Raw genomic sequence first — 23,462 nt, forward strand, 5'->3', positions numbered from 1 at the left:
TACTGCCTTAAATAGGTAGTCCTTACTAGCTTAAGGTGCCACAATTACGACATACTTTATTTGTGTATTCCGCAGAGAAAGGCAGAACTGTGTCCACTAAAACTGCCCGCCCTGCAGAAACAGAGGAACGCACGCGCGACCGCGTGCTCCAGGGAGTTCTCACTCACGGCCCTGTTTCTGCGGCCAAACTGGGTGAACTGCTCAGCCTCACCCCGGCAGCCGTCCGCCGCCACCTCGACGCGCTTGAGAAGAACGGCCTCATCGAGGTTGCCTCCCACCGCCAGCACGGTGCAGGAGCCGGGCGTCCTGCCCGCCGCTACGTCATTGCCCCCCAGGGGCACAGCGAACTGGGTAACGACTACCTCGACATTGCCCGCGATGCTCTCACCATGCTCAAGGACGCCGTCGGTGAAGACGCCCTGCGCCAGTTCGCCTCAGCCCGCGCCCACGACATGGCAGAGCGCTACCGCCCCATCGTCGAAGCGGCAGGCGATGACGTCTCAGCCCGCGCCGAAGCGCTCGCAGAGGCAATGACCCGCGACGGCTTCGTTGCCACCGCCAACGAAATGGCTCCGGCTGTTGGCATGCGGTCTAAGCTGCCCGATAACCTGCTGGCCTCCATCCAGCTCTGCCAGGGGCACTGCCCCGTACGAGATCTGGCCGAAGACTTCTCCGTCTTTTGTGACCAGGAAACCGAGATTATCTCCGAACTCCTCGGCGTCGATGTGCGCAGACTCTCCACCATGGCAGGTGGCGCCCACGTCTGCACCACCCACATCCCGCTCGGCCGCCCACCGGCGTCCGCCCCGCCAAACCCCGAAGAAACCCCAGGCGACACCGCCCCCTAAAACTTTCCACCGGCAGGGCATGCCCAGCAGGCCCTGCCACTGAGAAGAAGATTTCACCGACTTACCTCGGTGAAAACCAACCCACCAAGAAAGGCCGTAATGACTGAACAGGTTGAGCGCACCGCCAACAACACCGTCATTTCAGAAATTCTGGAGGCAAACCCCGAACTCGAAGGTATCGGTACCTACGAGTACGGCTGGGCTGACTCCGATGAAGCAGGCCAGGCTGCAAAGCGTGGTCTTGACGAAGATGTCGTGCGCGACATTTCAGCCAAGAAGAACGAACCCGAATGGATGCTGGACCTTCGCCTGAAGGCCCTCAAGTTCTTCGACCGCAAGCCCATGCCCACCTGGGGTGCAGACCTCTCGGACATCGACTTCGACAACATCAAGTACTTCGTCCGCTCCACCGAGCGCCAGGCCGAAACCTGGGAAGAACTGCCCGAAGACATCCGCAACACCTACGAAAAGCTCGGCATCCCCGAAGCAGAACGTAACCGCCTGGTCGCCGGCGTAGCCGCCCAGTACGAATCAGAGGTTGTCTACCACCAGATCCGCGAGGACCTCGAAGCCCAGGGTGTTATCTTCCTGGACACCGACACCGCCCTCAAGGAACACCCCGAATTCTTCGAAGAATACTTCGGCTCCGTCATCCCCGCCGGTGACAACAAGTTCGCAGCCCTGAACACCGCCGTGTGGTCAGGTGGCTCCTTCGTCTACGTGCCCCCGGGAGTTCACGTAGAGATCCCCCTGCAGGCCTACTTCCGCATTAACACCGAGAACATGGGCCAGTTCGAGCGTACCCTCATCATCGCTGACGAGGGCTCCTACGTTCACTACATCGAAGGCTGCACCGCCCCCATCTACAAGACCGACTCACTGCACTCAGCAGTAGTTGAAATCGTGGTCAAGAAGAACGCCCGCGTCCGCTACACCACCATTCAGAACTGGTCAAACAATGTCTACAACCTGGTGACCAAGCGGGCCATCGCCCACGAGGGCGCCACCATGGAATGGATCGACGGCAACATCGGCTCCAAGGTCACCCAGAAGTACCCGGCTGTTTACATGGTCGGTGAGCACGCCAAGGGTGAAACCCTCTCCATCGCTTTCGCAGGCGAGGGACAGCACCAGGACACCGGTTCCAAGATGGTCCACATCGCCCCCAACACCTCATCCACCATCGTGTCCAAGTCTGTGGCTCGTAACGGTGGCCGTGCCGCCTACCGCGGCCTGGTACAGGTGCGCGAAGGTGCCTCCCACGCTAAGAGCTCGGTGGTCTGTGACGCCCTGCTGGTCGACACCATCTCCCGCTCAGATACCTACCCCTACGTAGATATCCGCGAGGACGACGTCACCATGGGCCACGAGGCAACCGTCTCCCGCGTCTCAGAAGAACAGCTCTTCTACCTGCAGCAGCGCGGCCTGCCCGAAGACGAAGCCATGGCCATGATCGTGCGCGGCTTCGTGGAGCCCATCGCCCGCGAGCTGCCCATGGAATACGCGCTTGAACTCAACCGCCTGATCGAACTCCAGATGGAAGGATCCGTAGGCTAAATTATGGCTAACGCAGAAAACCAGGGTCACAACAACCCCGCGATTCCCGGGATGGACCAGGAAGGTGAGAAGCTCGCTACCGAGCTGGCCACCGACGACACCATCCGCGTCTCAAAGCACAACACCGACAAGGTCGAGATTGACGGCTCCCGCGCCGAGCGCAAGACCTCCTACAAGGTCGAAGACTTCGCAGCCCTGACCGGCCGTGAAGAAGACTGGCGCTTTACCCCGCTCAAGCGCCTCGGCGGCCTGCACACCGATGAACTCACCGGTGCTGCACCCGCTGTAGAGGTCAATGCTCCCGCAGGCGTCCAGGTCGAGACTATCGCCCGCGACGACGCCCGCATCGGCTCCGCCGGTATCCCCGAGGACCGCGTAGCGGCCAACGCCTGGAGCACCTTCTCCGAGGCAACCGCCATCACCGTTCCCGCCGAAGCTGAACTGGAAGGCCAGATTGAGGTTGCTATCAACGGCACCCACAAGGACGCCGCAGCCCAGCACCTCTTCATCGAGACCAAGCCCTTCTCCAAGGCCGTTGTCGTGCTGCGCCACACCGGCTCAGCTGTGCTTTCCCAGAACGTAGAGTTCAAGGTGGGCGACTCGTCCTCACTGACCGTCATCACCGTTCAGCAGTGGGAGGACGACGCGATTCACGCCTCAGCCCAGTACGCTGCTCTGGGTCGTGACGCCAAGTTCAAGCACGTCAACATCTCCCTCGGTGGCGACCTGGTGCGCGTCACCCCGTCCACCAAGTTCACCGCCCCCGGCGCTGAAACCGAGATGTACGGCCTCTACTTCGTCGATGCCGGCCAGCACATTGAGAACCGTCTCTTCGTGGCCCACACCGAACCCAACTGTAAGTCCCGCGTCACCTACAAGGGTGCCCTGCAGGGCAAGGGTGCGCACTCGGTCTGGGTTGGCGATGTGCTCATCGGTAAGGACGCAGAAGGCACCGACACCTACGAGCTCAACCGCAACCTGATTCTCGAAGACGGCCCCCGTGCCGACTCCGTGCCCAACCTGGAAATCGAAACCGGCCTGATTGAAGGCGCCGGCCACGCATCCACCACCGGTCAGCTCGATGAGCAGCACCTCTGGTACCTGCAGGCTCGCGGCATTCCCGAGGCTGAAGCCCGCCGCCTGGTCGTCCGCGGCTTCCTCAACGAGATTATTCAGCAGATCCGCATCCCCGAGCTTGAAGAACAGCTCACCGATGCCCTCGAAGCTGAACTCGCGATTTCCAACAACTAAAGCTTTACCTTTTTACAGGAGAAACAAACTATGGCAACCCTTGAAATCAAGGACCTCCACGTCTCCGTTATTCTGGACGACGAAAACACCAAGCCCATCCTCAAGGGCGTCAACCTCACCATCAACTCCGGTGAAATTCACGCCATCATGGGCCCCAACGGCTCCGGTAAGTCAACCCTGGCTTCAACCATCGCTGGCCACCCCAAGTACCAGATCGACTCCGGCGAGATCCTGCTCGACGGCGAAGACGTCACCGAGATGTCCGTTGACGAGCGTGCCCGCGCCGGTCTCTTCCTGGCCATGCAGTACCCCGTTGAAATCCCCGGTGTCACCATGAGCAACTTCCTGCGCTCAGCCAAGACCGCTGTTGACGGCGAAGCACCCGCCCTGCGCACCTGGACCAAGGACGTCAAGGCAGCCATGGAGAACCTCTCCATCGACCCCGCCTTCATCTCACGTAACGTCAACGAAGGCTTCTCCGGCGGCGAGAAGAAGCGCCACGAGATCCTGCAGCTGGAACTGCTCAAGCCCAAGTTCGGTATTCTTGACGAGACCGACTCCGGTCTTGACGTCGACGCCCTCAAGGTTGTGTCTGAAGGCGTTAACCGCGCCCACCAGGCAAACGACATGGGCGTTATGCTGATTACCCACTACACCCGCATCCTGCGCTACATCAAGCCCCAGTTTGTTCACGTCTTCGTGGACGGCAAGATGGTAGATCAGGGCGGCCCCGAGCTCGCTGACCGTCTTGAAGAAGAAGGCTACGAGCGTTACCTGGCTGCTAAGTAGTAGCGGCTGAACTGAAAGGTGACTGCTATGTCAGAAGCCCCCGCTGGTGCCCCCAGCCAAGAGGTCATCGAAGAAGCCCTCATGAACGTGATTGACCCCGAACTTGGTGTCAACATCGTTGATTTGGGTCTGCTCTACGGTATGCGCTGGAATGACGAAGGCGCCCTCGTGCTCGACATGACCCTGACCACCGCCGCCTGCCCCCTGCAGGATGTCATCGAGGAACAGGTTCAGCAGAATCTGGAAACCATGATTGACGAGTGGCACGTGAACTGGGTTTGGATGCCCCCGTGGGGCCCCGAGCGCATCACCGAGGACGGCCGCGACCAGATGCGAGCCCTGGGCTTCAACATCTAACCAACGCGGTTAACATGTGAGGACGCCGCCCCGCACCCTCCCTGCCCGTAGGCAGGGGAGTTCGGGGTGGCGTCCTCGTTTTAAAATCTGTACTTGTGTTGATGTGGCTGGTTGCACAGCTTGTTCTTTTCGGGCTGAAGAATAACTATCGGCGATGCAGAGGCTCTCACCTGGGCCTATATTTGCACCCTGTTTAGCTTGTGGGCCGCTTGGTGGTTCGTAGCCCCAGCAATGACTACACCCCATAGCAGGCAGAGCAAGCCCAGCAAACCCTAAGCTAGATATACACACCTTGCACCGCCCATCAGCCGGCGGGCTACTCGCACACTAGGGAACACATGGAACATAAAGACACTTCGGCGCGCCCGTCGAAGCGCACCACAGCGCGCGATTTTTGGGCGGCTACCCGCACCCAGCTCAAAGCCCCCTTCTCACTCAAAAAGCCCAACCTTGCCACCAAGGCCGGGATAGGCGTCCTCGCCCTGGCAACCGCCGTGACCGTACTCCCTGGCGCAACCGCCTCAGATAGCTACACCCCCGACGGTAAAACCAGTGAAACCGCAGCCGCCAGCTGCTGGGAAGCCAAGCAGACCGACCCCGCTGCCACCAGCGGCACCTACTGGCTCTGGACCCCAGACATGGCAGCCCCCGAACAGTTCTACTGCGACCAAGAAACTGACGGCGGCGGCTGGGTTATGATCGGCCGCGGCCGCGACGGCTGGGAAGAAAGCTACAACGGCAAGGGCAAGGCCTCTGAACTGTACAACAACCCCGATGGCACCGACGCCTTCACCCCCGTGCAGTTGCCATCCACCACCATCGATGCCCTCATCGGCAACCAGAAGGTCTCAGACCTGACCGGGGGCTTCCGCATCCGCCGTGCAGCCAACGCCGAGGGCACCAAATGGCAGAACGTCACCGCCACCCGCGCCAACGCCACCGACTGGACCTGGGCCCTCTCAGGTACCCAGACCTGGAAGAACGTTCGCTTCACCGGCGACTCACCCACGGTATCCCGCTCCAACGGCTCCTTCGCCAGCCTCACCGGCCAAATGATGAAGCCGGTACTCTCCATGTACCAGGTCAATTTCCTCGGTACCAGCAAGCAGGCCTGGCGCATGGGCTTTGCCTACGGCCCTATCGCTCGCGGCGCCGATAATGCCACCACCCACCTGTGGTCCAAGACCGGCTCCAACCCCATTCCCTTCTCCCAGGTGTTCCTGCGCCCCAAGCTGACCCAGGCAGACCTGAACCTATCCGACTACGCTGACGCGGGGGCGTCCGGCTCTACCCGCCGTGCCCTGCCCAACTCCTACTCAGCCAAGGTCACCTGGCGCACCAGCGACACCACCGGTACCGGAACCCTGGGCGAACTCAACACCTACGTGCAGGCCATCACTCAGGTGGGCAACACCGTCTTCACCGGCGGCGACTTCGCCTGGGTAGAAAACGCTGCCACCGGCGAAAAGGTACAGCAGAAGTTCCTCGCTGGCTACGATGTGACCACCGGCGAGCTCGTGCGCACCTTCATGCCCACCTTCAACGGCCAGATTAAGGCTCTTGAAGCCCTGCCCAACGGCACCCTGGCTGTAGGTGGCGAGTTCACCGAGGTCAACGGCGAAAAAGTTGCCGGCCTGGTCATTCTTAACCCCGTCACCGGTGAAATCGACCGCACCTACAACTTCGGTATCGAAAACCGCGGTGCAGGCTCCATCACCAGCGCCCGTACCCTCGACGTGCAGGGCGACTACCTCTACGTGGGCGGTGCCTTCTCGCACGTGGTCAACACCGAAACCGGGGCCACCGGCTACTCCCGCAACGCGGGTCGCTTCAGCTTCAGCCAGAACGGGCCGGACGCCAACTGGCGCCCCTACCTCAACGGCACCGTCAACGGCCTCTCAGCAGCAGATGACGGGGCAACCGTCGCTGCCGCAGGCTACTTCTCAGAGGTCAACGGCACCAAGACCTGGAAGCTAGCCCAGCTCAACACCACCGACGGCAACATTGCCAAGGCATGGACCTGGGAACCGTCCTTCCCCACCATCCAGCGCCAGGGCTACCAGAACGACGTTGAGGACGCCGGCGCTACCGTCTGGGCCGCCGGTTCAGAGCACATCATCCACCAGTACGCCAAGAACACCATGAGCCGTCTCTACTCGGCTATCACCATCGAGGGCGGCGACTTCCAGGACCTCTACGAAGACCAGAACAACAAGGTCATCTACGGTGCCTGCCACTGCGGCAACTACATCTATGAAGGTTCTGGCACCTGGATGCAGCCCTGGACCAACAAGGGCTTCTTCAACCTGCAGTCCATCCGCCTCTCTGCCGCCTTTGACGCTGAAACCGGCCGTGTGATCGGCGAGTTCGCCCCCAACCTGCGCGGCCCCCGCGGTGACGGTGTTTGGGAGCAGTTCGTTGACTCCACCGGCACCCTCTGGCTGGGTGGCGACATCAACCGTTCTCAGGGTGCTAACGGTATGCAGCAGACCGTGGGCTTTGCCCGTTACGCACCTCGCGACGTTACTGCCCCTGCCGCCCCGCGCTCACTGGCTGTGAGCACCGACGGTGCCACCGACGTCCTGACCTGGCCCTCAGCCGGTCGCAACGTCATCTACCAGGTGCTGCGCGATAACCGCGTCATCGCAACCACCACCGACACCACCTACTCGGTGGCCCACACCGACGATGCCCGCTACTTCGTGCGATCGGCGGACGCCGCAGGCAACTTCTCAGCCTCAACCCCCGTTGCTCTGGCACAGAAGACCGAGCAGCCTGTAGCTCCGGTGGAGCCCACCGCCGAACCTACTGTTCAGCCCACCGCTGAGCCTACCGCTGAGGTGCCTGCCGAGCCTACCCCGACCGCCGAAGCAACCACTGAGGCCCCTGCCCCGGTAGAGCCCCCGGTTGTGGAAGAGCCTGCCCCGGTTGTGCCTGAACGTGTTGCTGAGGCACCTGCCAACGGTACGGTGATCAACAACCCTGCTCCCATTGAGCCTTTTGCTGTACCGGCTGAAAACTCTGAGCCTGTTCTGGCATCTGGCGATGAGTGGAAGATTGCCTTTGGCCTGAACGCCTGGCAGGGGCTGGACTCCACCTGGCGTGCTACCGACTACAAGTACGACACCGCTAAGTGGTACACCACCTACTCATCGGTTGGCTGGGGCGAACCGCGCGTAGCTACCATGTACCAGTTCTCATCCAGCGCCCAGCCGGTATCGATGATGCTGCGTAAGGAGCTCAATCTGAACCTGGCAGCTGGTCAGAAGCTGGTGCTCACCACCTACGTGGATGACGGCATGATGATCTGGGTCAACGGCAAGGAATACACCCGCCAGAACCTCATCTGGGGTGCCCTGCCCACCTACACCGCCACCCGCGCTGTAGACTTTGGGGCCGCCCGCACCACCCCGTTGGTCATCGAGATTCCCGCTTCTGACCTCAAGCAGGGCAAGAACTCCATTGCGGTGATGGTCAACTCCAACACCAAGGGTGCAGCCACCACCTTCGACATGATCGGTGAGGTGCGCTAAGCCCCGGTTTTAAAACCGCGCTAGCCCCTGAAAACTCCCCGTGAGCAGACGAACTCTATCTGCTAGCGGGGAGTTTTTTCTCTGCGAAATTGCTGGGCAGGTGCCCGGGGCGGACGCCTGCCGGGAGTAAGGTAGGCAGGGTAAGATTCGTAATCGACTTTCATACAAAAGGAGATCTGGTGGAAGAATTAACCGTCGATGTGCTGGTACTGGGCTTTGGTAAGGCTGGTAAAACTATTGCCATGAAGCGGGCAGCTGCCGGTGATAGGGTAGCGCTAGTTGAGCAAGACCCTGCCATGTACGGTGGCACCTGCATCAATATCGGCTGTGTTCCAACCAAGTTCCTGCTGGAGCAGACCCACCTACACCGGGATTTTCCTGAGGCTCGCGATGACCGTAATGGTTTCATTGCCCGACTCAACGCCGCCAACCAGAAGATGGTAGAGGGTAAAGGCGTACTGCTACTCGATGGGGCTGCCCGGTTTGTTGATTCTTCTACTGTGCAGGTGGGGGAGCAGGTGCGGGTGAGCGCTTCAACCATCATTATTAACACCGGGGCTAGCTCGGGTGTTGAGGTGGGCGGACGCGTGCACGACTCCACCAGCATCCAGCAGCTAGAGCATACCCCGGCGTCACTGGCCATTATTGGCGGCGGGCCGATTGGTCTAGAGTTCGCTACCATGTTCTCGGGCTTCGGTAGCCGGGTGACCATGTACAAGGGTGAGGGGGACTTCCTACCCGCTCTCGATCGGCACATTGCCCAGGCAGTGCGCGAGCACCTGGAGAACCAGGGAATTAACATCGTTGACCAGCGTATTGCAGTTGAACAGGCTAGCGAACAGCTTGACGATGAGGCTATTCTGGTTGCGATCGGCCGCCGCCCTGTAGTTGCCGGGCTCAACCTTGAGGCAGCCGGGGTCGAGTACACCGAGAAGGGCATCCAGGTCGATGAACACTGCCGCACTAACGTGGAGGGTATCTATGCGGTGGGGGACGTAACCGGCGCGCCCCAGTTCACCTACGCGTCCTTTGACGACCATCGCATCGTGATGTCGCACCGTTGGGGCGACGGATCTCGTACCCGCACCGGTCGCTTGCTGCCCACCACTACCTTTATTGACCCGCCGCTATCCACCGTGGGGCTGACCGCCGAGGCTGCCGGCCGCGATCACGAGACTGATGTGCGCGAAGCTAAGATTGCAGATCTGGCGATTGTGCCCCGCCCCAAGATTATGGGTAAGCCCGAGGGTATTGCTCAGTTTGTGCTTGACAAGGAAACTAACCAGATTCTGGGCGCTACTCTCTGGTGCATTGATTCTCAAGAACTCATCAATACCGTAGCCCTGGCTATTACCCACCAGATTCCTGCCGCTGAGGTCGGCGAGGGAATCTACACCCACCCTGCGACGTCCGAGGTATTTAACGCGCTGCTGGCTTAGGCGAGCGAGCGTGCACCAAATCGCTGAGCGTGCGCCCGATAGGTGCACGCTCAGCGATATGACGCACGCTCGGTTAGAGCGCAGCGGAGCCTACCGCCGCCACAGCCGCCCCCACCCGCGCGAGCGAGCTTCAGCGTCCTGAATCTGCCGAGTCAACAAAGCAACCCGCTCAGCCTCTAACTCCAACCTCAGCTCGGCCTTCTCCCGCTCAGACCTCTCCCGCTGCGCTTCGAGCAGGGCGAGAGCATGCTCGCTCTTGGTCACCACATTGAGCGGGCTGCGCTCGCGGTAGCCTGCTAGCAGGGGCTCGCCCAGATAGGCGTCAGTGCGCTCGATGTTCAGCGTGATGGCCTTAGGGGTTGCCTCTAAAACGCAGTCGGCGGGCAGAATAGAGCGAAATTCAATCATCTCTTCTTTCTGGGTCTTGTTGAAGGTGCCGGTTGCCTCCCAGGCAGAGCGCAGGACGGACGCCACCCCGGGGCTGTGCGCGTTAAAGGCCAGGGCGTCCTTGGCATGGGCCTGGTGGATGGTGTCGGTGATGATGCCGCGGGCGATTTCGTCGCGGTAGCTATAAGGGGTGAACAATTTGGCGGGAAAGGCCGTTTCTAGCCCAAAACGGGCCAGGGTTTCTTGCAGAATCTCAGCGGTGAGCCAGACCCAGTTGCGCGAAAAACGCTGAATCTCGTGGGCGGTCAGGTGGTCGAGCCGCTGGCTGAGGGTAAAGACCACGTGGCGGTAGAGGTTGCTGTTGACCGACCCCGCCAGGGAGGTGAAGTTATAGACCTGCTGGTCAGTGGGCTTGTAGTCGCTGGTAATAGAGATGTACCAGACGCGTTTTTTGATGGCTTCTTGCAGCACAGCCCCGTCGGCGTTTGAGGTCAGAATGATGGTTCCCTGCGGGCCCTCAAACCCGTTGGAGCGCAGGTTGGCCCAGTGCTTGATTTTGCCCTGCACCGTTGCCCCGTTCAGGAACTGGGTGCCCACCTCGTCGATGATGAGGGGTGAGACTTCGCCCGATTCCATGTAGCTGTTCATATAGTTGATGGACCCGGTTTTAGAGCCGTAGGTGGTTTTGAGCAGTTCTTCAGCCAGTAGGGGAGAGTAGTCACCGATGAAGGGCTTGAGGTAGTCGTCAACCATGGTGGTTTTACCCGATGACCCAGACCCCAAGATAGCCAGGAGAACGGGGATTTTGTCGGGATTTTCGCCGGTTTCCATAACCAGGTGGCGGATGCGCCAGAGAACCGGGGCCGTCATGGCAAAGAGGAAGGCACTCAGGGCCTGGTGGGATTCATCGCGTATCTTGTTATCCCGGTAGGAGAGCACGATATCGACGAAGGTTGAGGCGTCGCGGGCGGTGACTTCTGCGTCGGTGAGCGGGGTAAGTTCATTCCCCTCGTGGTTGATGAGCAGGGTGCCGTCGTCGGTGGCAACCCAGCGGGGTTGCGCACCCGTGATGGGGTTGGCGTCCGCAGGGGCGGCCTGCCTTTGTTTGAGGTGCACGGTCTGCAGGGCCTTGGTCGCGGCGGCGGGGGTGCGCGGTTTACCGGTGGGGGTGTAGGTGGCTTTGAGGGTGTGCAGGACGACGGGATCACCCAGCTGGTAGGTTGTGGTCACGCTCTCGGGGGTGGCTGTATCGGATTTTTCCTCGCGCAGGAGCAGACCGATGGTTTCGCGGTGTTCGGTGGGTAGGCGTTTGGCGTCCTTGATGATGCGGGTATCGATGATGCTGGTGCGCTGTTCGGCGGTGCTGGCCTGGCGGAATTCCTGTACGGTGCTGCGGTCGAGATAGTCGGTGGCTTCTACCTCGAAGTTTTGGGTGAAGAGTTCGGTGTATTCGCGCAGGTAGGCGGTGTCGTCGGGGCTGTCGAAGCGACCCCGGTAGAGGGTGTTGTGCTCGTGATTCTGGGTCATGGCTGCCCGGGTGAGGTTCATGGACCCGGTGAGGATCGCAAACTCGTCGGCCGATGTGAGGATGAAGTACTTGGAGTGAAAGAGCTTATCGGCGTTGTATTTGAGGTGCACGCGGCCGCTTTCGAGGGCGTCGAGCAGGGGCTCGCTGGCGGTTTCTAGTTCGCGGACGCGCCGGGTTGAGTCGAAGATTTGCCGCAGCAGGCTGCCGGTTTTGGCTTCTTCAAGACCCAGAATCAGCTTGACCTGCTCGAACCTCTGGCTGAGCTGGTCAATCGTAGCGAAGGAGGAGACGAAGCTGACCCCGTGAAACTCTGTGTAACCTGCCGTGAGCTCCCAGAAGTCCGGCCCGTAAAGCATGGTGCGGGTGTTGAGGTCGAAGACGGTGAGCATGAGTATGCCTTTCAGCTAGTGGGCGGGGTGTGTGGTTTACCCAGTAGCATGACAGGCTATTGTGAACAGGGTGCAAATGGCGGCAAGATTGCGAGAAGATGTCTGGTAAATGAATAATGAAAACTTTTAGTCGCCGGTTTTCCGCACATTGCGGCGAAACCAAGCGAGCGTGCGTCATATCGCTGAGCGTGCGGCTGATAGGTGCACGCTCAGCGATATAACGCACGCTCGGTTAGGTAAGGTAACTAGTCCTAATCCGGCTGCTGCCCATCGTGGGGCTGCCAGGCACAGTCTGTTAGCTCGAAATCCGTGAAGACAGCGGTGAACGATGAGTCTTCGGGGGAGCAGGCGTAGACCCCAAAACTGATTTCTTCACCCGCATCTGCCAGGTGGCAGATGCGCATCTGGTGCCAGACGAGGCCGTCCTGGGAATTCTCAATGCGGAAGTCCTGGCCCCTGCGGCTGAGCCGGTACCACATATAGCCGGTTGATGCAGGTATCTCTGTGGTGGCCCAGTCGGAGTAGCCGCCGTTGGTGACGACCGAACCCAGGTGCTGGAAGTCCTCATTTTCGTATTCGATGGAACCCTTGATCCAGTTTTCACTGTCGAGGTAGACAGCTACACCGCACTGGTCAAAACGGTGCTGGGCGGAATCGAAACTGGCCTTGACGATAAAGGAAAAATACTGGTCCCGGGTTCTGGTTTGCAGGACCGGGGCGTTGTCGTTGCGGAAGTGATAGTAGGTGCGTTGCCACAGATCTGTGCCGGGTTCGGTGGTGATTTCTACCCGGTCTCGCGTGACGGTGTAGTGGCGGGGTGGGCGCGTCCAGGTGAAGGTGGTGAGGTCCATGTCTAGTCTCCTTGTTCTCCGTCGATATTCTCTCGGAGCAGGTCGGCATGGCCTAGGTGCCTGCCCCACTCTTCAATCAGGTGCAGGGCAACCCAGCGGTAGCTGAAGCGGGTGCCGTCCTTGAGGCCACCTTCGCTGAGATCATCCCAGTTGCGCTCAGCCAGCAGCTGGCGGGTAGCTTCCATGCTGGCCTGGAGGTTCTCTAGAACCCGGGGCAGGGGGAGGGATAGGTGCCAGTCGGCGTCCGCATCCTGCTGCCAGTCGAAGGATGCCCACGGCTCAGGTAGGGAGCGGCCGAGCAGGATTTCCTCCCGCCAGTAGTCCTCCACGAACCAGAGGTGCCCGGCCATACCGGCTAGGGTCATGCTGCTGGGGTGCAGGGGAGTTGCAAGGACGGCTTCGTCCAGCCAGGTGCCGTCCGCTCCCTGGAGTTTGCGCAGGAATACCTCCTGCTGAAAACGGATATAACCGAGCACCAGCTCTTTTTCGGAGCCGGTCAGGGGCGGGTCTGTAAAGGGAATTTTCATAGGCTCAGTTTACCGGCGGTACAACGAGCGTGCGCCATTTCGCTGAGCGTGCGCATGGTCGGTGCACGCTCAGCGAAATGACGCACGCTCGGTTAGGGAAGAGGTAGTTGTTAGTCCCAGGTGGGGTTAGCCAGATCCACCCCGGCCCGCTGAGCCTCCGCCTCGATGGCGTCAGCCAACCACTGAGCCAGGCCCGGCTGCTGTGAGTCGTAGTAGCGGGTGAACCGCTCATCGGTAATATAACCGCGTGAGATCAGGTAGTGCTTGGCGGGGGTGACGGGGAAGAACTCGCTCAACAGCTGGCGATGGGCGCGGACGAGCTCGCCCGCCTCGGTGCCGTCCGTCGGCAGGCTGCGGCGTACGGCGTCCGCTAATTTTCCGTCCATCTCAGCAGCGCGATTCTTGTAACCGGCCCAGTCCTCCTGGCTCCAGGTAGCGGTGCGCTGCTGACTGATAGCCCAGTCGTCCGTACCGGCGTAGCGTTCCTCAGCTTCGGCCTGGTAATCGGCAAAATTGGCGTCGCCGAGAACTTCGCCAATTTCGGTGAGGGTGGGTTTCTTATGGGCCATATGGTTTTCCATAAAGGTGTCTTATTCCTTCAACCCAGCCCAAATAGTAATTGGTTGATATAGAGAGCTGGGTGAGCCTGTTTTCTATTTTTTATAGACTTCTCGCCGGTGACCAATTGTTAGAACCAAGATGATGAGCCGGCCTTCTTCGACAGCGTAGATTACCCTGTAGTTACCAACTCTAAGTCTGAGTTCACCATCTCCCCCAACTATTTTCTTGATCCCTGGCGGGTATGGGTTTGATGCAAGCTCTTGGATTTTCTTGGCAATGCGGGTCTGATCGTTTTTATTGATTTTGCGCAGTTCTTTTGCTGCAGAAGGTTTGAAGGTAACTGAATAGTTAGCTGTCATGAGAGCTTAATGCCGAGCTCATCCATGAGCTGGTCAAAGGGGATTTCGTCTTCTTCTTGGCGGGCTTGACGGGCTTTAGCAGCATCAAGTTTGTCTTCAAGTGCTTCGAGTGCTTGATCGAAAAAGACGGGGGAGACAAGGACGGCTCGACGGCGGCCTCTGCTTTCGATAGCAATGGGCTCTCGCTGTACTTCATCAAAGTAGTGGCCGAGGTTCTGGCGAAATTCTGCTGTTCCGGTAGTTGTTGTCATGTACTAAATGTACATTACGTACAGGGTGAGGGCTATGGCTGAGCAAGAATTTTTACCGCCAGCAGTCCTCAACGAACCAGAGGTGCCCGGCCATACCGGCTAGGGTCATGCTGCTGGGGGGGGCAAGAGAGTTGCAAGGACGCTCTCACTCAGCCAGGTGCCGTCCGCGCCCCGGAGCTTACGCAAGAATATCCCCTGTTGAAAACGGATATAGCCAAGCACCAGCTCTTTTTCGGAGCCGGTCAGGGGCAGGTCTGTAAAGGGCATTTTAAAGGCTCAATTTACCGGCGGTACAACGAACGTGCGTCATATCGCTGAGCGTGCGCACTGTCGGTGCACGCTCAGCGATATGACGCACGCTCGGTTAGGGGAGATGCTGTAGTTAGTCCCAGGTGGGGTTAGCCAGGTCCACCCCGGCACGTTCAGCCTCTGCTTCGATAGCGTCGGCCAGCCACTGGGCTAGGCCGGGCTGCTGGGACTCGTAGTAGCTGGTGAACCGCTCATCCGTAACGTAACCGCGTGAGATCAGGTAATGCTTGGCGGGGGTTACGGGGAAGAACTCGCTCAGCAGCTGACGGTGGGCGTGGACGAGCTCGCCCGCCTCGTCGCTGTCTGTCGGCAGGTTGCGGCGTACGGCATCCGCTAGTTTTCCGTCCAGCTCAGCGGCGCGATTCTTGTAACCGGCCCAGTCGGCCTGGCTCCAGCTTGCGGTGCGCTGCTGGCTGATGGCCCAGTCATCTGTGCCGGTGTAGCGTTCCTCAGCTTCTGCCTGGTAGCTGGCAAAGTTGGCATCGCCGAGAACTTCGCCGATTTCGGTGAGGGTGAGTTTCTTGTTCGTCATTTCGTTCTCCATGAGGGTGTCGATAGCAGTGACCATAGCGGAGAGCTGCTGTTGCTGCTCCATGAGGGCCTGGCGTTGCCTGCGGAGGTGCTCCAGGCTGGTTGAGCTACTGGCCAGGGCTTCTTTAATGTCGGTGAGTTTCATGCCGGTTGCCCGGTAGATAAGGATCCGTTGCAGAGTCGCAATATCATCGGGAGTGTACAGCCGATAATTTGACCAGGTACGCTCAGCAGGGGCAACGAGCCCGAGGGATTCCCAATGGTGCAGGGTGCGCACCGTGACACCGAGAGCCTGCGCTACTTCCCCTACTGTGTAGAGGCTTTCTTGATCCTTCATGCTTCCATTGTGGGGCCTAACGTGGCGTGAGGGTCAAGCTCGAACTAAGTTAGATATTGACCGTAGCGAAATTCCTGATATTGGTGGCGGAGACGTTGAGTTCCAGATTGCATAGCAGTTACCCTGAGCGTGTTGCCCTCGCCCGTAAGAGGCGGGGGCATACCCGTGTGTCTTTGGCACAGGAACTAGGGGTAACAGACCGTACTACTCAAAAATATGAAAAAGAGGGTGTCCCTGATTCTGCGGTTAGCCAGTTGGCTCATGTTCTTGGGTACCCGGTTGAGTATTTTTCACGCCAGCCACAGGTGGCGGTTGAAGTTGACGGTGTTAATTTTAGGGCTGGCCGTGCGGCTACTCGCAGTGCGCGTGATTCTGCCGTTGCAGCAGGTGTTACCGGTATTGAGGTCATGCAGTGGGTGGAGGATAAGTTCACCCTACCTTCTATTGTCGTGCCCTCATTCGAGGGGATAGCTCCAAGGGTAGCTGCTCAATTACTTCGTGAGGAGTGGGGACTAGGTACTAAGCCTCTGCCGAATTTGGTGCAGTTGTGCGAGTCGCGGGGTATTAGTGTGATGGTGCTTCCAGAAGCTGCCATGCAAGTCGATGGGTTCTCGCTCTGGTATGAGGGTAAGCCCTTTATTTTTATTGCACGGCAGAAGACGCCCGAGCGGGCTAGGTTTGATATTGCTCATGAACTGGGGCATCTTGTGCTGCACCGGTTTGCCCCTGTTGATGATTCTTCGGCTGGGCAGGAGCGCGAGGCGGATGAGTTCGCGTCTGCTCTATTAATGCCTGAGTCGCTGTTGGCTGAGTATCTCCCTCAGAATGCTTCAGTGGACGATCTTGTAGAAGCTAAGTACATTTTTCAGGTATCTGCCTTTGCCTTGGCAACCTCTTTGCATAAGAGTGGGCGGATGACTGATTGGATTTACCGCAAGGTGTGTATTGAGCTAACACGCCGGGGGTATAGGGACGGCGAGCCCGAGGGCATGGGAGCTTTTGAGCAGTCCCGGCTTTTCCCGCAGGTGTTCACTGCTGATAAGGGCGGTGCTGTGACGGCTGAGCGTATTGCTGTTGATCTTGCGGTGCCAGTTGATGATGTGCTGACCTTGACGTTTAGCACTCGTCTGCGACTTGTGCAGGGGGAAGGCAAGGCTGAAAAGCATAGTGAGAGCGGACGCCCGGCGCTGCGCGTAGTGCGTTAAGTTGAACCCCGATCTGTTAATAGTTAGGGTGTGTGTGCAATTTCGGTTGTTGTCTTACCGGGGTAACTGACGGCGCTATTTCTGCCGAAAGTCTTTGCCTGGCAAGGTGGGGACTAGCTCGAAGAAACGCTCAGTCATGGCAAGCAGTTTACCTGTTTTAACGAAGCCAGCGATGGTGCCTTCACTGAACCTCTCGCCGCGTCCTGCCATGAAGAAATAGAGGGTGAGGTCAGCCAGGCCGCATTCCTCAATGGGGGCGGGGTTCTGGTGGTTCTTCAACCAATTGCTGTAGGGCTCAGAGCCAACACCCATGACGTCGGACAGGAAGGTCATGGCGTCAGAGATTCCGTTCCACAACCACGGGGGAACATCCGAGTAACCTAGTTGGGCGGGGGAGTCCTCAGCGGGGCTTGTTTCTGCACCATCTTTTAAGTTGCGGTGCATGAGGGAAATACCGTCGAAAAGCTGTTCAGCAGTTTTGTTGTCTCTTAATCCCATATACCTATTAAGCCAGATTAGAATAGAAAATCGAAGGGATATCAGCGGTTCGATGTTCAGTAGATATCTTCGATATTGCCGGGAAGTCCACGGTGCGGTTTGGGTGCAGGGTATTGCCCGATTTCACGGATGATTTCGGTATGCCAGGCGCCAGTACTGCCGGTCATAAGTACAACACCTAAGAACCTCTTGTTTTCAGAACTATTTCTGAATAAGCTGTTTGTATGTCTACTCTTACCTACGCTCGAACCTTCAATTCCTCAGAGCTGAGCCGCAACCCTAAACCAGTTTTTGAAGCGGTTGAGTCTCAGCCTGTTCTTGTGACCCGTCGTGATGGTGAAAACCTGGTGCTAATGACTGAGCACGAGGCAGACGAGCGTCGCGATATGTTTGCAATTGCAGCTCAGATTATTGCTGCAACAACACTTGAGGGTGGTTCACTGGCTGAACGTATGGCCACTGTTTTCCCCTGGATGTTAGCGCTCGATACTGGGGACCGTGAGCTTTGCGCCCGTGAACTGATCGACACTGCCCGAGCTGCTTTTGCTACCAACCAGCCAAAGACTTTGCTGGTAGGGGTAACGAGCTGGTTTGAGTCCGCAACTGCCCTTGCTGCTGGGCTGGATGAAGTGGAACCTGAATGGTTGCCTGAGCCTGTGAACTTAGAGGTTCCTTGAAAAACTTATTGCGTTAGCTGTCACTAGCGGAAGAATAAGCCTGTCTAATATTGCTATGATAATCGAAGATGTATTCGAGAGGTGGTGCATGATGGCAGGCCATCAGAATCTTGCTTCAGGAACGAAGTTCCACAGCCGGTGTGACGAGTGTGTAGAGACCTTGCCAGCGATCAGGTTTCACCTGGACGAGGAACGGCAACTGGAAGCAATCGACAGGCATATTACTTGTTCTTCGTTTTCCAGGAATAATCCTTTAGTTGTGCAATTCAGTGTTGGATTAATGGCCTACCATTCACCTTCAAAAGATGTGGTTGATGTGATTCGAGCATGCTCAGCTCACGAGAACTTCCACTACCATGTTGGTGATTATCTGAGGCCCAAAAAGAAGCTACCTGCTCGGGGCATTCGAGTATTAAATAGTGCTGAGGATAGCCACGAAGCGTATGATGAAGCTTGTAGCTACGTTATTGGTGAAGCGTTTGAAAGGTGGCGAGAATGGCATCCGAGAAAATAATTATGAAGAGAGCTCAACTGGCGGCGTCATTTAGCCGGGCCGCCAGAACAACCGTCGAAGGTAAGGCATTTGTTGAGGCGGTCATGGAAAGCTCTCCTGAACAAGCGGAGCTAACGGTGGTTCCTGCTGCTGCTGAAGAGTCCGCAGTTCTAACTTTTCACCGGATCGAACGGCTAAACGTTCCTGTTGTCGTGTTGGTAACCAATGATGGGAATGAAATTGTTGCGCGTAACCTGTTATGGAACAGTCAAGAAGTTAAGACTAGCTCCTACACCGATATCTCTACAGAAATCACAACCTTGGACTGGATGAAGTCTATGGATGAAACTCCAGGTCAGAACTTTGCTGTTACTGGTTCTGAGTTTGCAACTAGAATCAATTCTTTAGCCACTTTGACTGTGGCTTGAAACCACTTATTCGCTTTACCAAAGAAAGACTACTGTACTGTGCCTAACGCTTCTGTAGATTTTGTTGCCGTTGATTTTGAGACTGCAAATGCGAGCCGGGCTTCGGCTTGTGCAGTTGGTTTGACGGTGGTGAGGGGCGGCCAAGTTGTAGAGACTGTGTCGTGGTTAGTGAAGCCTCATGAGTCTGTTGCTGATTTTCATCCCTTAAACGTGAGTATCCACGGTATTACTCCTGCAATGGTTGAGGCTGATGGTGTGGGATGGGTTGAAACTCGCCAGAGAATGCAAGAAATTATCGATGATCTGCCTGTGATTGCTCATAATTCGGGCTTTGATCGGTCAGTGTGGAATCATGCCAATAAGGTTGCTGGTATTGATGAGTTAGCTCCTGATTTTTATTGCACATTGAGCTTGTCTCGTAGGTTGAGTAAGACTGGTGTGATTGAAGGACTGGACCAACACCGTCTTGATGTTCTGGCTGAGTTCTTTGGGCTGGAGCAGCTTCATCATCATGAGGCTGGCGAGGATTCCTTGATGGCAGCTTTGGTTGCTTTACGTTTGGTTGATCTTGTGGGGGCGTCTTCGGTTGAGGACGCTTGGGGCGGGCCAACTAGTTCAGGCATGATTCGTGCTGACCGTGTTCCGGTGCCTCGTAAGGTTCGACGAAATAATGTTCCGTCTGTTGTTCCGGTGGCTCCTGCGCCGGAGGGAATAGCGGGGGAGACTTTTACCTTGACGGGTGGGCTTGACGCTATGACTCGTGAGGAGTGTTTGGCTGCAATTGAGGCTGCAGGTGGCCTTATCGCTAAATCGGTAACGAAGAAAACCACTGTCTTGGTGATTGGCGCCGGGGCTGAGGAAAGTATGCCGCCTTTGCTGGGTGAGAACCGTAAGGAACTTAAGGCTATTTCTTTGATTGAAGCCGGTCAGCGGATTGCGGTGATCGGGGAACCTGATTTGCTTGAGCTACTCAATGAAATTTAGAAATTAGCAGAAGATTATTGTAGTAACCAGTTAAAGTGACTTCTCTATAGCATTAAACTTGGAAAATATATGGGGTGGTAAATTAGCGATTCAACCTAACCTTTGAAGGCTAAAATTTGGTAACCATAGGTAAAAGTATTGATTAATTTTTTATTATTTGTATTCTGTTCTTATTAATCAAATTTGTAAAATATTTGAAGTCATCTTCTGCTGAATCAGGGTTAATAATTCTGTAAATTACTTCCTCATGTGTGGGATCTGTTTTGTTCATGATACTTCCGTAGGCACTAATCTTAATTTGCTTGCCGTTAGAATCCAGCCCCACGGATTGATCAACTAACCTTATCTCAGTAAATTCATTATATTCCAAGGTATACTGGAGGATTTGCAATATAACGTCAGAAATTGCAGCCGTTCCATAACCCTGCTGGAGGTATTTATTGCGAATGGTAGTATCATAGTAGGAGAATGCGATGTTAGAAATTTTATTAAAATGAAAAACATTCTTTACTATCTCGGTTCCAGTTATTCCATTATGAAGCGAAAACGGAAACCTATTTTCTGCGCTTGATTCCCTCAGTTGTACCGGAGACTTCATCTTTATTGTAATTAAATCTAAAGTTGAGTTGTGTAAACTTTTTTCCTCAACCCTATAGGTAAATACCAGGTCCTCTCTTCCCATTGCTTCTTCACGGCAAAATTGAGCTAGGTCGTCTAAGTTATTTGGCCGAATTAAATATTTTTCCATTAAAACTCTGATCCTCTTGACTTGTTCTGTGATGATTTTTATGAAATAATAAATGTTATTTAATATTAATTAAATTCTTCGGTGCTCGATGTGATCAGGTTAGTGATTATCTCAAATTTTTAGCTCGAAGGAAAGTAACTGATTTTTATTTAATTTTGGTATATTTGCCCTGTTGGATAATGAGTTTGCGTAGGCGATAAAGCTCTCGGAGCTAAGCGCCATTTGAAGATATTTGGAATCTACTAGGTTGTTGTTGACTATCAAAGGGTACATATCCGCGCTACATAATCCATCAAACTGCGCTATCGCTACTTTATTGAGATTGGGGCGAATTTTTGAATATAGAATGTCCCCCTTTTTAAATAAGAATTTTCCACTCTTTACACCATCTTCAGCGGCTGTTCTCCAGCCACTGATTTCATCGCGTCCACTAACAATGCTGTCAGGTCCAATGTGTGGCAAATCTTGATATTCAGGTAGTGTCGGGTCAACTAAGCCGGAGCGAATTTCAACAATCTCACCAAGCTTTACAGATTTCGTGGCTTTTGCATATTTCTGATTGAAAATCGCTCTATCAAATTCAATGAAAAGTTCCTGCTGGCGCTCACGCTTCTGTGAGATTATTGTTTGAAGATTCCAAATCTCGATTTGTCTCCTTTGCTCAATAATAGACGGGAGCTCAATTTCAATTCCTTTTAGATCAGCTTGTCCAATATTCTGCTGGGTTCCACCTCGGCCCATTGAGATTAAACGAGGACGCAATTCCAATAACTTGTAAAATAAATATTGTGCAAGAATTACTGACTCGTCAGGAATTGCGAATGCAATAGCTTGTGACGTCGTCAGGTCGACCCCAGCTATACCTAATTTTCCAATTGAACCATACATTGCCACAAGGATTGATCCAGCAGGAACTAATTTAGCAGAGCTGTTTGCTAGACCTGCTTCAGTAATATTTTCTTTAGAAACAGAAACTATTCCATCATTCAAATCAGATATCGAAAGCCAAGGAATATTACCTCCAAAATATTCCGAAACACTTCGTTTAGGTGTTCCTCCGCTACCCCAGCGAGCTATATCACCAAGCCTCACCGTCCTAGTCTCGCTCACAGCCCCATCACCTTCTTCAGCTGCTCGATGTGTTCGCCAATTTCGCGCTGGGTTTGCTCCAGCTCCGCAATAATCTCCTCAGGGGAGCGGTAGGTCACTTCTTCAAAAACCAGCTCCTTATAGCGGTTAATAGAGAGGTCATAGCCCTGCTCCACAATCTCACTCTTAGGAACAGTAAAGGACTTCTCCGTGCGGGCCCGCCCACGCTCAGCATCATCACGCTCAGCCCAGCGCTTCAAAACCTCCGGCAGGTCATTAGCCTCAACCGGGTTCCGCTTATCATCCAGGCTGAACCCATCAGCCTCAACATCAAAGAACCACACCTCATCCGTGCCACCCGAATTCGTCTTCGTAAAGAACAAAATCGCAGTCGACACACCCGCATAAGGCTTAAAGACACCCGAAGGTAACTTCACCACAGCATCCAGCTTCTGGTCCTCAACCAAGGCGCGGCGAACGTCCTTATGCGCCTTCGACGACCCAAATAAAACACCATCCGGCACAATCACCGCAGCCCGTCCACCGGGCTTCAACAACTTCAAAAACAGGGCCAAAAACAGCAACTCAGTCTTCTTAGTCTTAGCGACTTTCAACAAATCCTGGCTTGTCGCCTCATAATCCAAGCTCCCCGCAAACGGCGGATTCGCTAGAATCAAAGAGTACTTCTCGGCGTCCTCACTGGCGCCCTCACTCAAAGAATCACGGTAGCGAATATCAGGGTTATTCACCCCGTGCAACATCATATTCATCGACCCAATACGCAACATGGTCGAATCAAAGTCATACCCGTGGAACATACCCCCATGGAAATGCTCCCGGTGCTTGGCATTTGTAAACGGGTCACGATTCTCACGCACCCACTCAGCAGCTGCCACCAAAAAACCAGCCGTACCGCAGGCAGGGTCCACAATGACGTCCTCAACATCAGGAGCCATCATCGCCACCATCAACTCAATAATGTGTCGCGGAGTGCGGAACTGGCCATTACGACCCGCAACCGACAAATGCGACAGCAGGTACTCATACAAGTCACCACTCGTATCAAGATCATCAAGCGTAATAGCATCAAGCTGGTCAACAACCTTAGCCAACAGGGCAGGAGTAGGAACCTTGAAAGTAGCATCCTTCATATGCTGGGTGTAGGTAGACTCCTCACCACCCAGCTGAGCCCCCAGATTACGCAAGAACGGAAACACACCCGAGGCCATCACATCGAACATGACCTGAGGATCCTGATTCTTAAAATTCTGCCACCGCAACAGCTCCTGACCCTCACCAAACACCGGGTTCTCCACCGGACGGCCAGTCAACCGAGCCTGCTTCTCAGCACGAGTTTGCGCATCATCCAAACGACGAATAAACAGCAGATACGTCAGCTGCTCAATAACCTCTAGCGGGTTAGAAATACCGCCAGAATAGAAGTCATTCCAAATACGATCAATACGTGATTTAGTCTCGCCCGAGATTGCAATAGCCATAGCTCTAAGTATATGGGGTTATACCTCTGGGCAGCCT

23 protein-coding genes are annotated in these 23,462 nt (G+C 55.8%); 12 read left to right on the forward strand and 11 right to left on the reverse strand.

From position 1 onward, the window contains the following. Positions 1 to 89: 89 nt before the first annotated feature. From L6762_RS03560 to L6762_RS03590, 7 genes are all read left to right on the forward strand, one after another. Complete coding sequence (locus L6762_RS03560) at positions 90 to 848, forward strand: helix-turn-helix transcriptional regulator (RefSeq protein WP_237185615.1); 759 nt, start codon at positions 90 to 92, stop codon at positions 846 to 848. 99 nt (positions 849 to 947) lie between these two features. Continuing rightward, positions 948 to 2,405, forward strand: a complete 1,458-nt coding sequence (gene sufB, locus L6762_RS03565; RefSeq protein WP_135011742.1) for a Fe-S cluster assembly protein SufB — start codon at positions 948 to 950, stop codon at positions 2,403 to 2,405. 3 nt (positions 2,406 to 2,408) lie between these two features. Continuing rightward, entirely contained in the window at positions 2,409 to 3,656 is a 1,248-nt protein-coding gene (gene sufD, locus L6762_RS03570; protein WP_237185616.1) for a Fe-S cluster assembly protein SufD, read from the forward strand. A 30-nt stretch (positions 3,657 to 3,686) separates the two neighbouring features. Further along, positions 3,687 to 4,445: a Fe-S cluster assembly ATPase SufC gene (sufC, locus tag L6762_RS03575; protein WP_185172967.1), complete on the forward strand. Its 759-nt coding sequence runs from the start codon at positions 3,687 to 3,689 to the stop codon at positions 4,443 to 4,445. Positions 4,446 to 4,472: 27 nt separating this feature from the next. Next, entirely contained in the window at positions 4,473 to 4,802 is a 330-nt protein-coding gene (locus tag L6762_RS03580) for a metal-sulfur cluster assembly factor (RefSeq protein WP_185172966.1), read from the forward strand. 338 nt (positions 4,803 to 5,140) lie between these two features. Further along, positions 5,141 to 8,335: a fibrinogen-like YCDxxxxGGGW domain-containing protein gene (locus L6762_RS03585; RefSeq protein ID WP_237185771.1), complete on the forward strand. Its 3,195-nt coding sequence runs from the start codon at positions 5,141 to 5,143 to the stop codon at positions 8,333 to 8,335. A gap of 179 nt (positions 8,336 to 8,514) precedes the next feature. After that, positions 8,515 to 9,774 (forward strand): FAD-dependent oxidoreductase, encoded by a 1,260-nt coding sequence (locus L6762_RS03590; RefSeq protein ID WP_237185617.1) that lies wholly within the window; start codon positions 8,515 to 8,517, stop codon positions 9,772 to 9,774. A 90-nt stretch (positions 9,775 to 9,864) separates the two neighbouring features. On the opposite strand, the gene L6762_RS03595 is transcribed toward L6762_RS03590, so the two are convergent. The 7 genes from L6762_RS03595 to L6762_RS03625 all read right to left on the reverse strand — a co-directional run bounded on the left by L6762_RS03595 (position 9,865) and on the right by L6762_RS03625 (position 15,804). Then, complete coding sequence (locus L6762_RS03595; RefSeq protein WP_237185618.1) at positions 9,865 to 12,078, reverse strand: phospholipase D family protein; 2,214 nt, start codon at positions 12,076 to 12,078, stop codon at positions 9,865 to 9,867. A gap of 251 nt (positions 12,079 to 12,329) precedes the next feature. Further along, positions 12,330 to 12,929 (reverse strand): DUF1349 domain-containing protein, encoded by a 600-nt coding sequence (locus L6762_RS03600; RefSeq protein WP_237185619.1) that lies wholly within the window; start codon positions 12,927 to 12,929, stop codon positions 12,330 to 12,332. Between the two features lie 2 nt (positions 12,930 to 12,931). Beyond that, positions 12,932 to 13,456 (reverse strand): DUF664 domain-containing protein, encoded by a 525-nt coding sequence (locus tag L6762_RS03605; protein WP_237185620.1) that lies wholly within the window; start codon positions 13,454 to 13,456, stop codon positions 12,932 to 12,934. Positions 13,457 to 13,566: 110 nt separating this feature from the next. Further along, entirely contained in the window at positions 13,567 to 14,025 is a 459-nt protein-coding gene (locus tag L6762_RS03610; protein ID WP_237185621.1) for a TipAS antibiotic-recognition domain-containing protein, read from the reverse strand. 84 nt (positions 14,026 to 14,109) lie between these two features. Continuing rightward, on the reverse strand, positions 14,110 to 14,376 hold the full coding sequence (locus L6762_RS03615) for a type II toxin-antitoxin system RelE family toxin (protein ID WP_237185622.1): 267 nt from the start codon (positions 14,374 to 14,376) through the stop codon (positions 14,110 to 14,112). Beyond that, on the reverse strand, positions 14,373 to 14,627 hold the full coding sequence (locus L6762_RS03620) for a type II toxin-antitoxin system Phd/YefM family antitoxin (RefSeq protein ID WP_237185623.1): 255 nt from the start codon (positions 14,625 to 14,627) through the stop codon (positions 14,373 to 14,375). The genes L6762_RS03615 and L6762_RS03620 overlap by 4 nt, the downstream gene beginning before the upstream one ends. 382 nt (positions 14,628 to 15,009) lie before the next feature. Next, entirely contained in the window at positions 15,010 to 15,804 is a 795-nt protein-coding gene (locus L6762_RS03625) for a MerR family transcriptional regulator (RefSeq protein ID WP_237185624.1), read from the reverse strand. Between the two features lie 167 nt (positions 15,805 to 15,971). On the opposite strand from L6762_RS03625, the gene L6762_RS03630 reads away from it, so the two are divergent. After that, positions 15,972 to 17,009 (forward strand): ImmA/IrrE family metallo-endopeptidase, encoded by a 1,038-nt coding sequence (locus L6762_RS03630; protein WP_237185625.1) that lies wholly within the window; start codon positions 15,972 to 15,974, stop codon positions 17,007 to 17,009. A gap of 75 nt (positions 17,010 to 17,084) precedes the next feature. Here L6762_RS03630 and L6762_RS03635 read toward each other — a convergent pair whose 3' ends face one another. After that, positions 17,085 to 17,507, reverse strand: coding sequence for a hypothetical protein (locus L6762_RS03635; protein ID WP_237185626.1), 423 nt, complete (start codon positions 17,505 to 17,507; stop codon positions 17,085 to 17,087). 224 nt (positions 17,508 to 17,731) lie between these two features. Between L6762_RS03635 and L6762_RS03640 the strand changes: the two genes are divergently transcribed. From L6762_RS03640 to L6762_RS03655, 4 genes are all read left to right on the forward strand, one after another. Then, positions 17,732 to 18,184: a prevent-host-death protein gene (locus tag L6762_RS03640; RefSeq protein WP_237185627.1), complete on the forward strand. Its 453-nt coding sequence runs from the start codon at positions 17,732 to 17,734 to the stop codon at positions 18,182 to 18,184. Positions 18,185 to 18,272: 88 nt separating this feature from the next. Then, positions 18,273 to 18,698, forward strand: coding sequence for a hypothetical protein (locus L6762_RS03645; protein WP_237185628.1), 426 nt, complete (start codon positions 18,273 to 18,275; stop codon positions 18,696 to 18,698). Then, positions 18,680 to 19,105 (forward strand): hypothetical protein, encoded by a 426-nt coding sequence (locus tag L6762_RS03650; protein WP_237185629.1) that lies wholly within the window; start codon positions 18,680 to 18,682, stop codon positions 19,103 to 19,105. Before L6762_RS03645 ends, L6762_RS03650 begins: the two co-directional genes overlap by 19 nt. Positions 19,106 to 19,144: 39 nt before the next feature. Continuing rightward, positions 19,145 to 20,089 (forward strand): exonuclease domain-containing protein, encoded by a 945-nt coding sequence (locus L6762_RS03655; protein ID WP_237185630.1) that lies wholly within the window; start codon positions 19,145 to 19,147, stop codon positions 20,087 to 20,089. Between the two features lie 142 nt (positions 20,090 to 20,231). Here the strand turns inward: L6762_RS03655 and L6762_RS03660 are convergent, their stop codons facing one another. The 3 genes from L6762_RS03660 to L6762_RS03670 form a co-directional block, all read right to left on the reverse strand. Continuing rightward, complete coding sequence (locus tag L6762_RS03660) at positions 20,232 to 20,837, reverse strand: hypothetical protein (RefSeq protein WP_237185631.1); 606 nt, start codon at positions 20,835 to 20,837, stop codon at positions 20,232 to 20,234. A gap of 111 nt (positions 20,838 to 20,948) precedes the next feature. Then, complete coding sequence (locus L6762_RS03665; RefSeq protein ID WP_237185632.1) at positions 20,949 to 21,947, reverse strand: restriction endonuclease subunit S; 999 nt, start codon at positions 21,945 to 21,947, stop codon at positions 20,949 to 20,951. Continuing rightward, positions 21,944 to 23,425 (reverse strand): type I restriction-modification system subunit M, encoded by a 1,482-nt coding sequence (locus L6762_RS03670; RefSeq protein WP_237185633.1) that lies wholly within the window; start codon positions 23,423 to 23,425, stop codon positions 21,944 to 21,946. Before L6762_RS03670 ends, L6762_RS03665 begins: the two co-directional genes overlap by 4 nt. Positions 23,426 to 23,462 lie beyond the last annotated feature (37 nt).

The sequence above is a fragment of the Rothia nasimurium genome, assembly GCF_928381705.1.
Classification (GTDB): domain Bacteria; phylum Actinomycetota; class Actinomycetes; order Actinomycetales; family Micrococcaceae; genus Rothia; species Rothia nasimurium_G.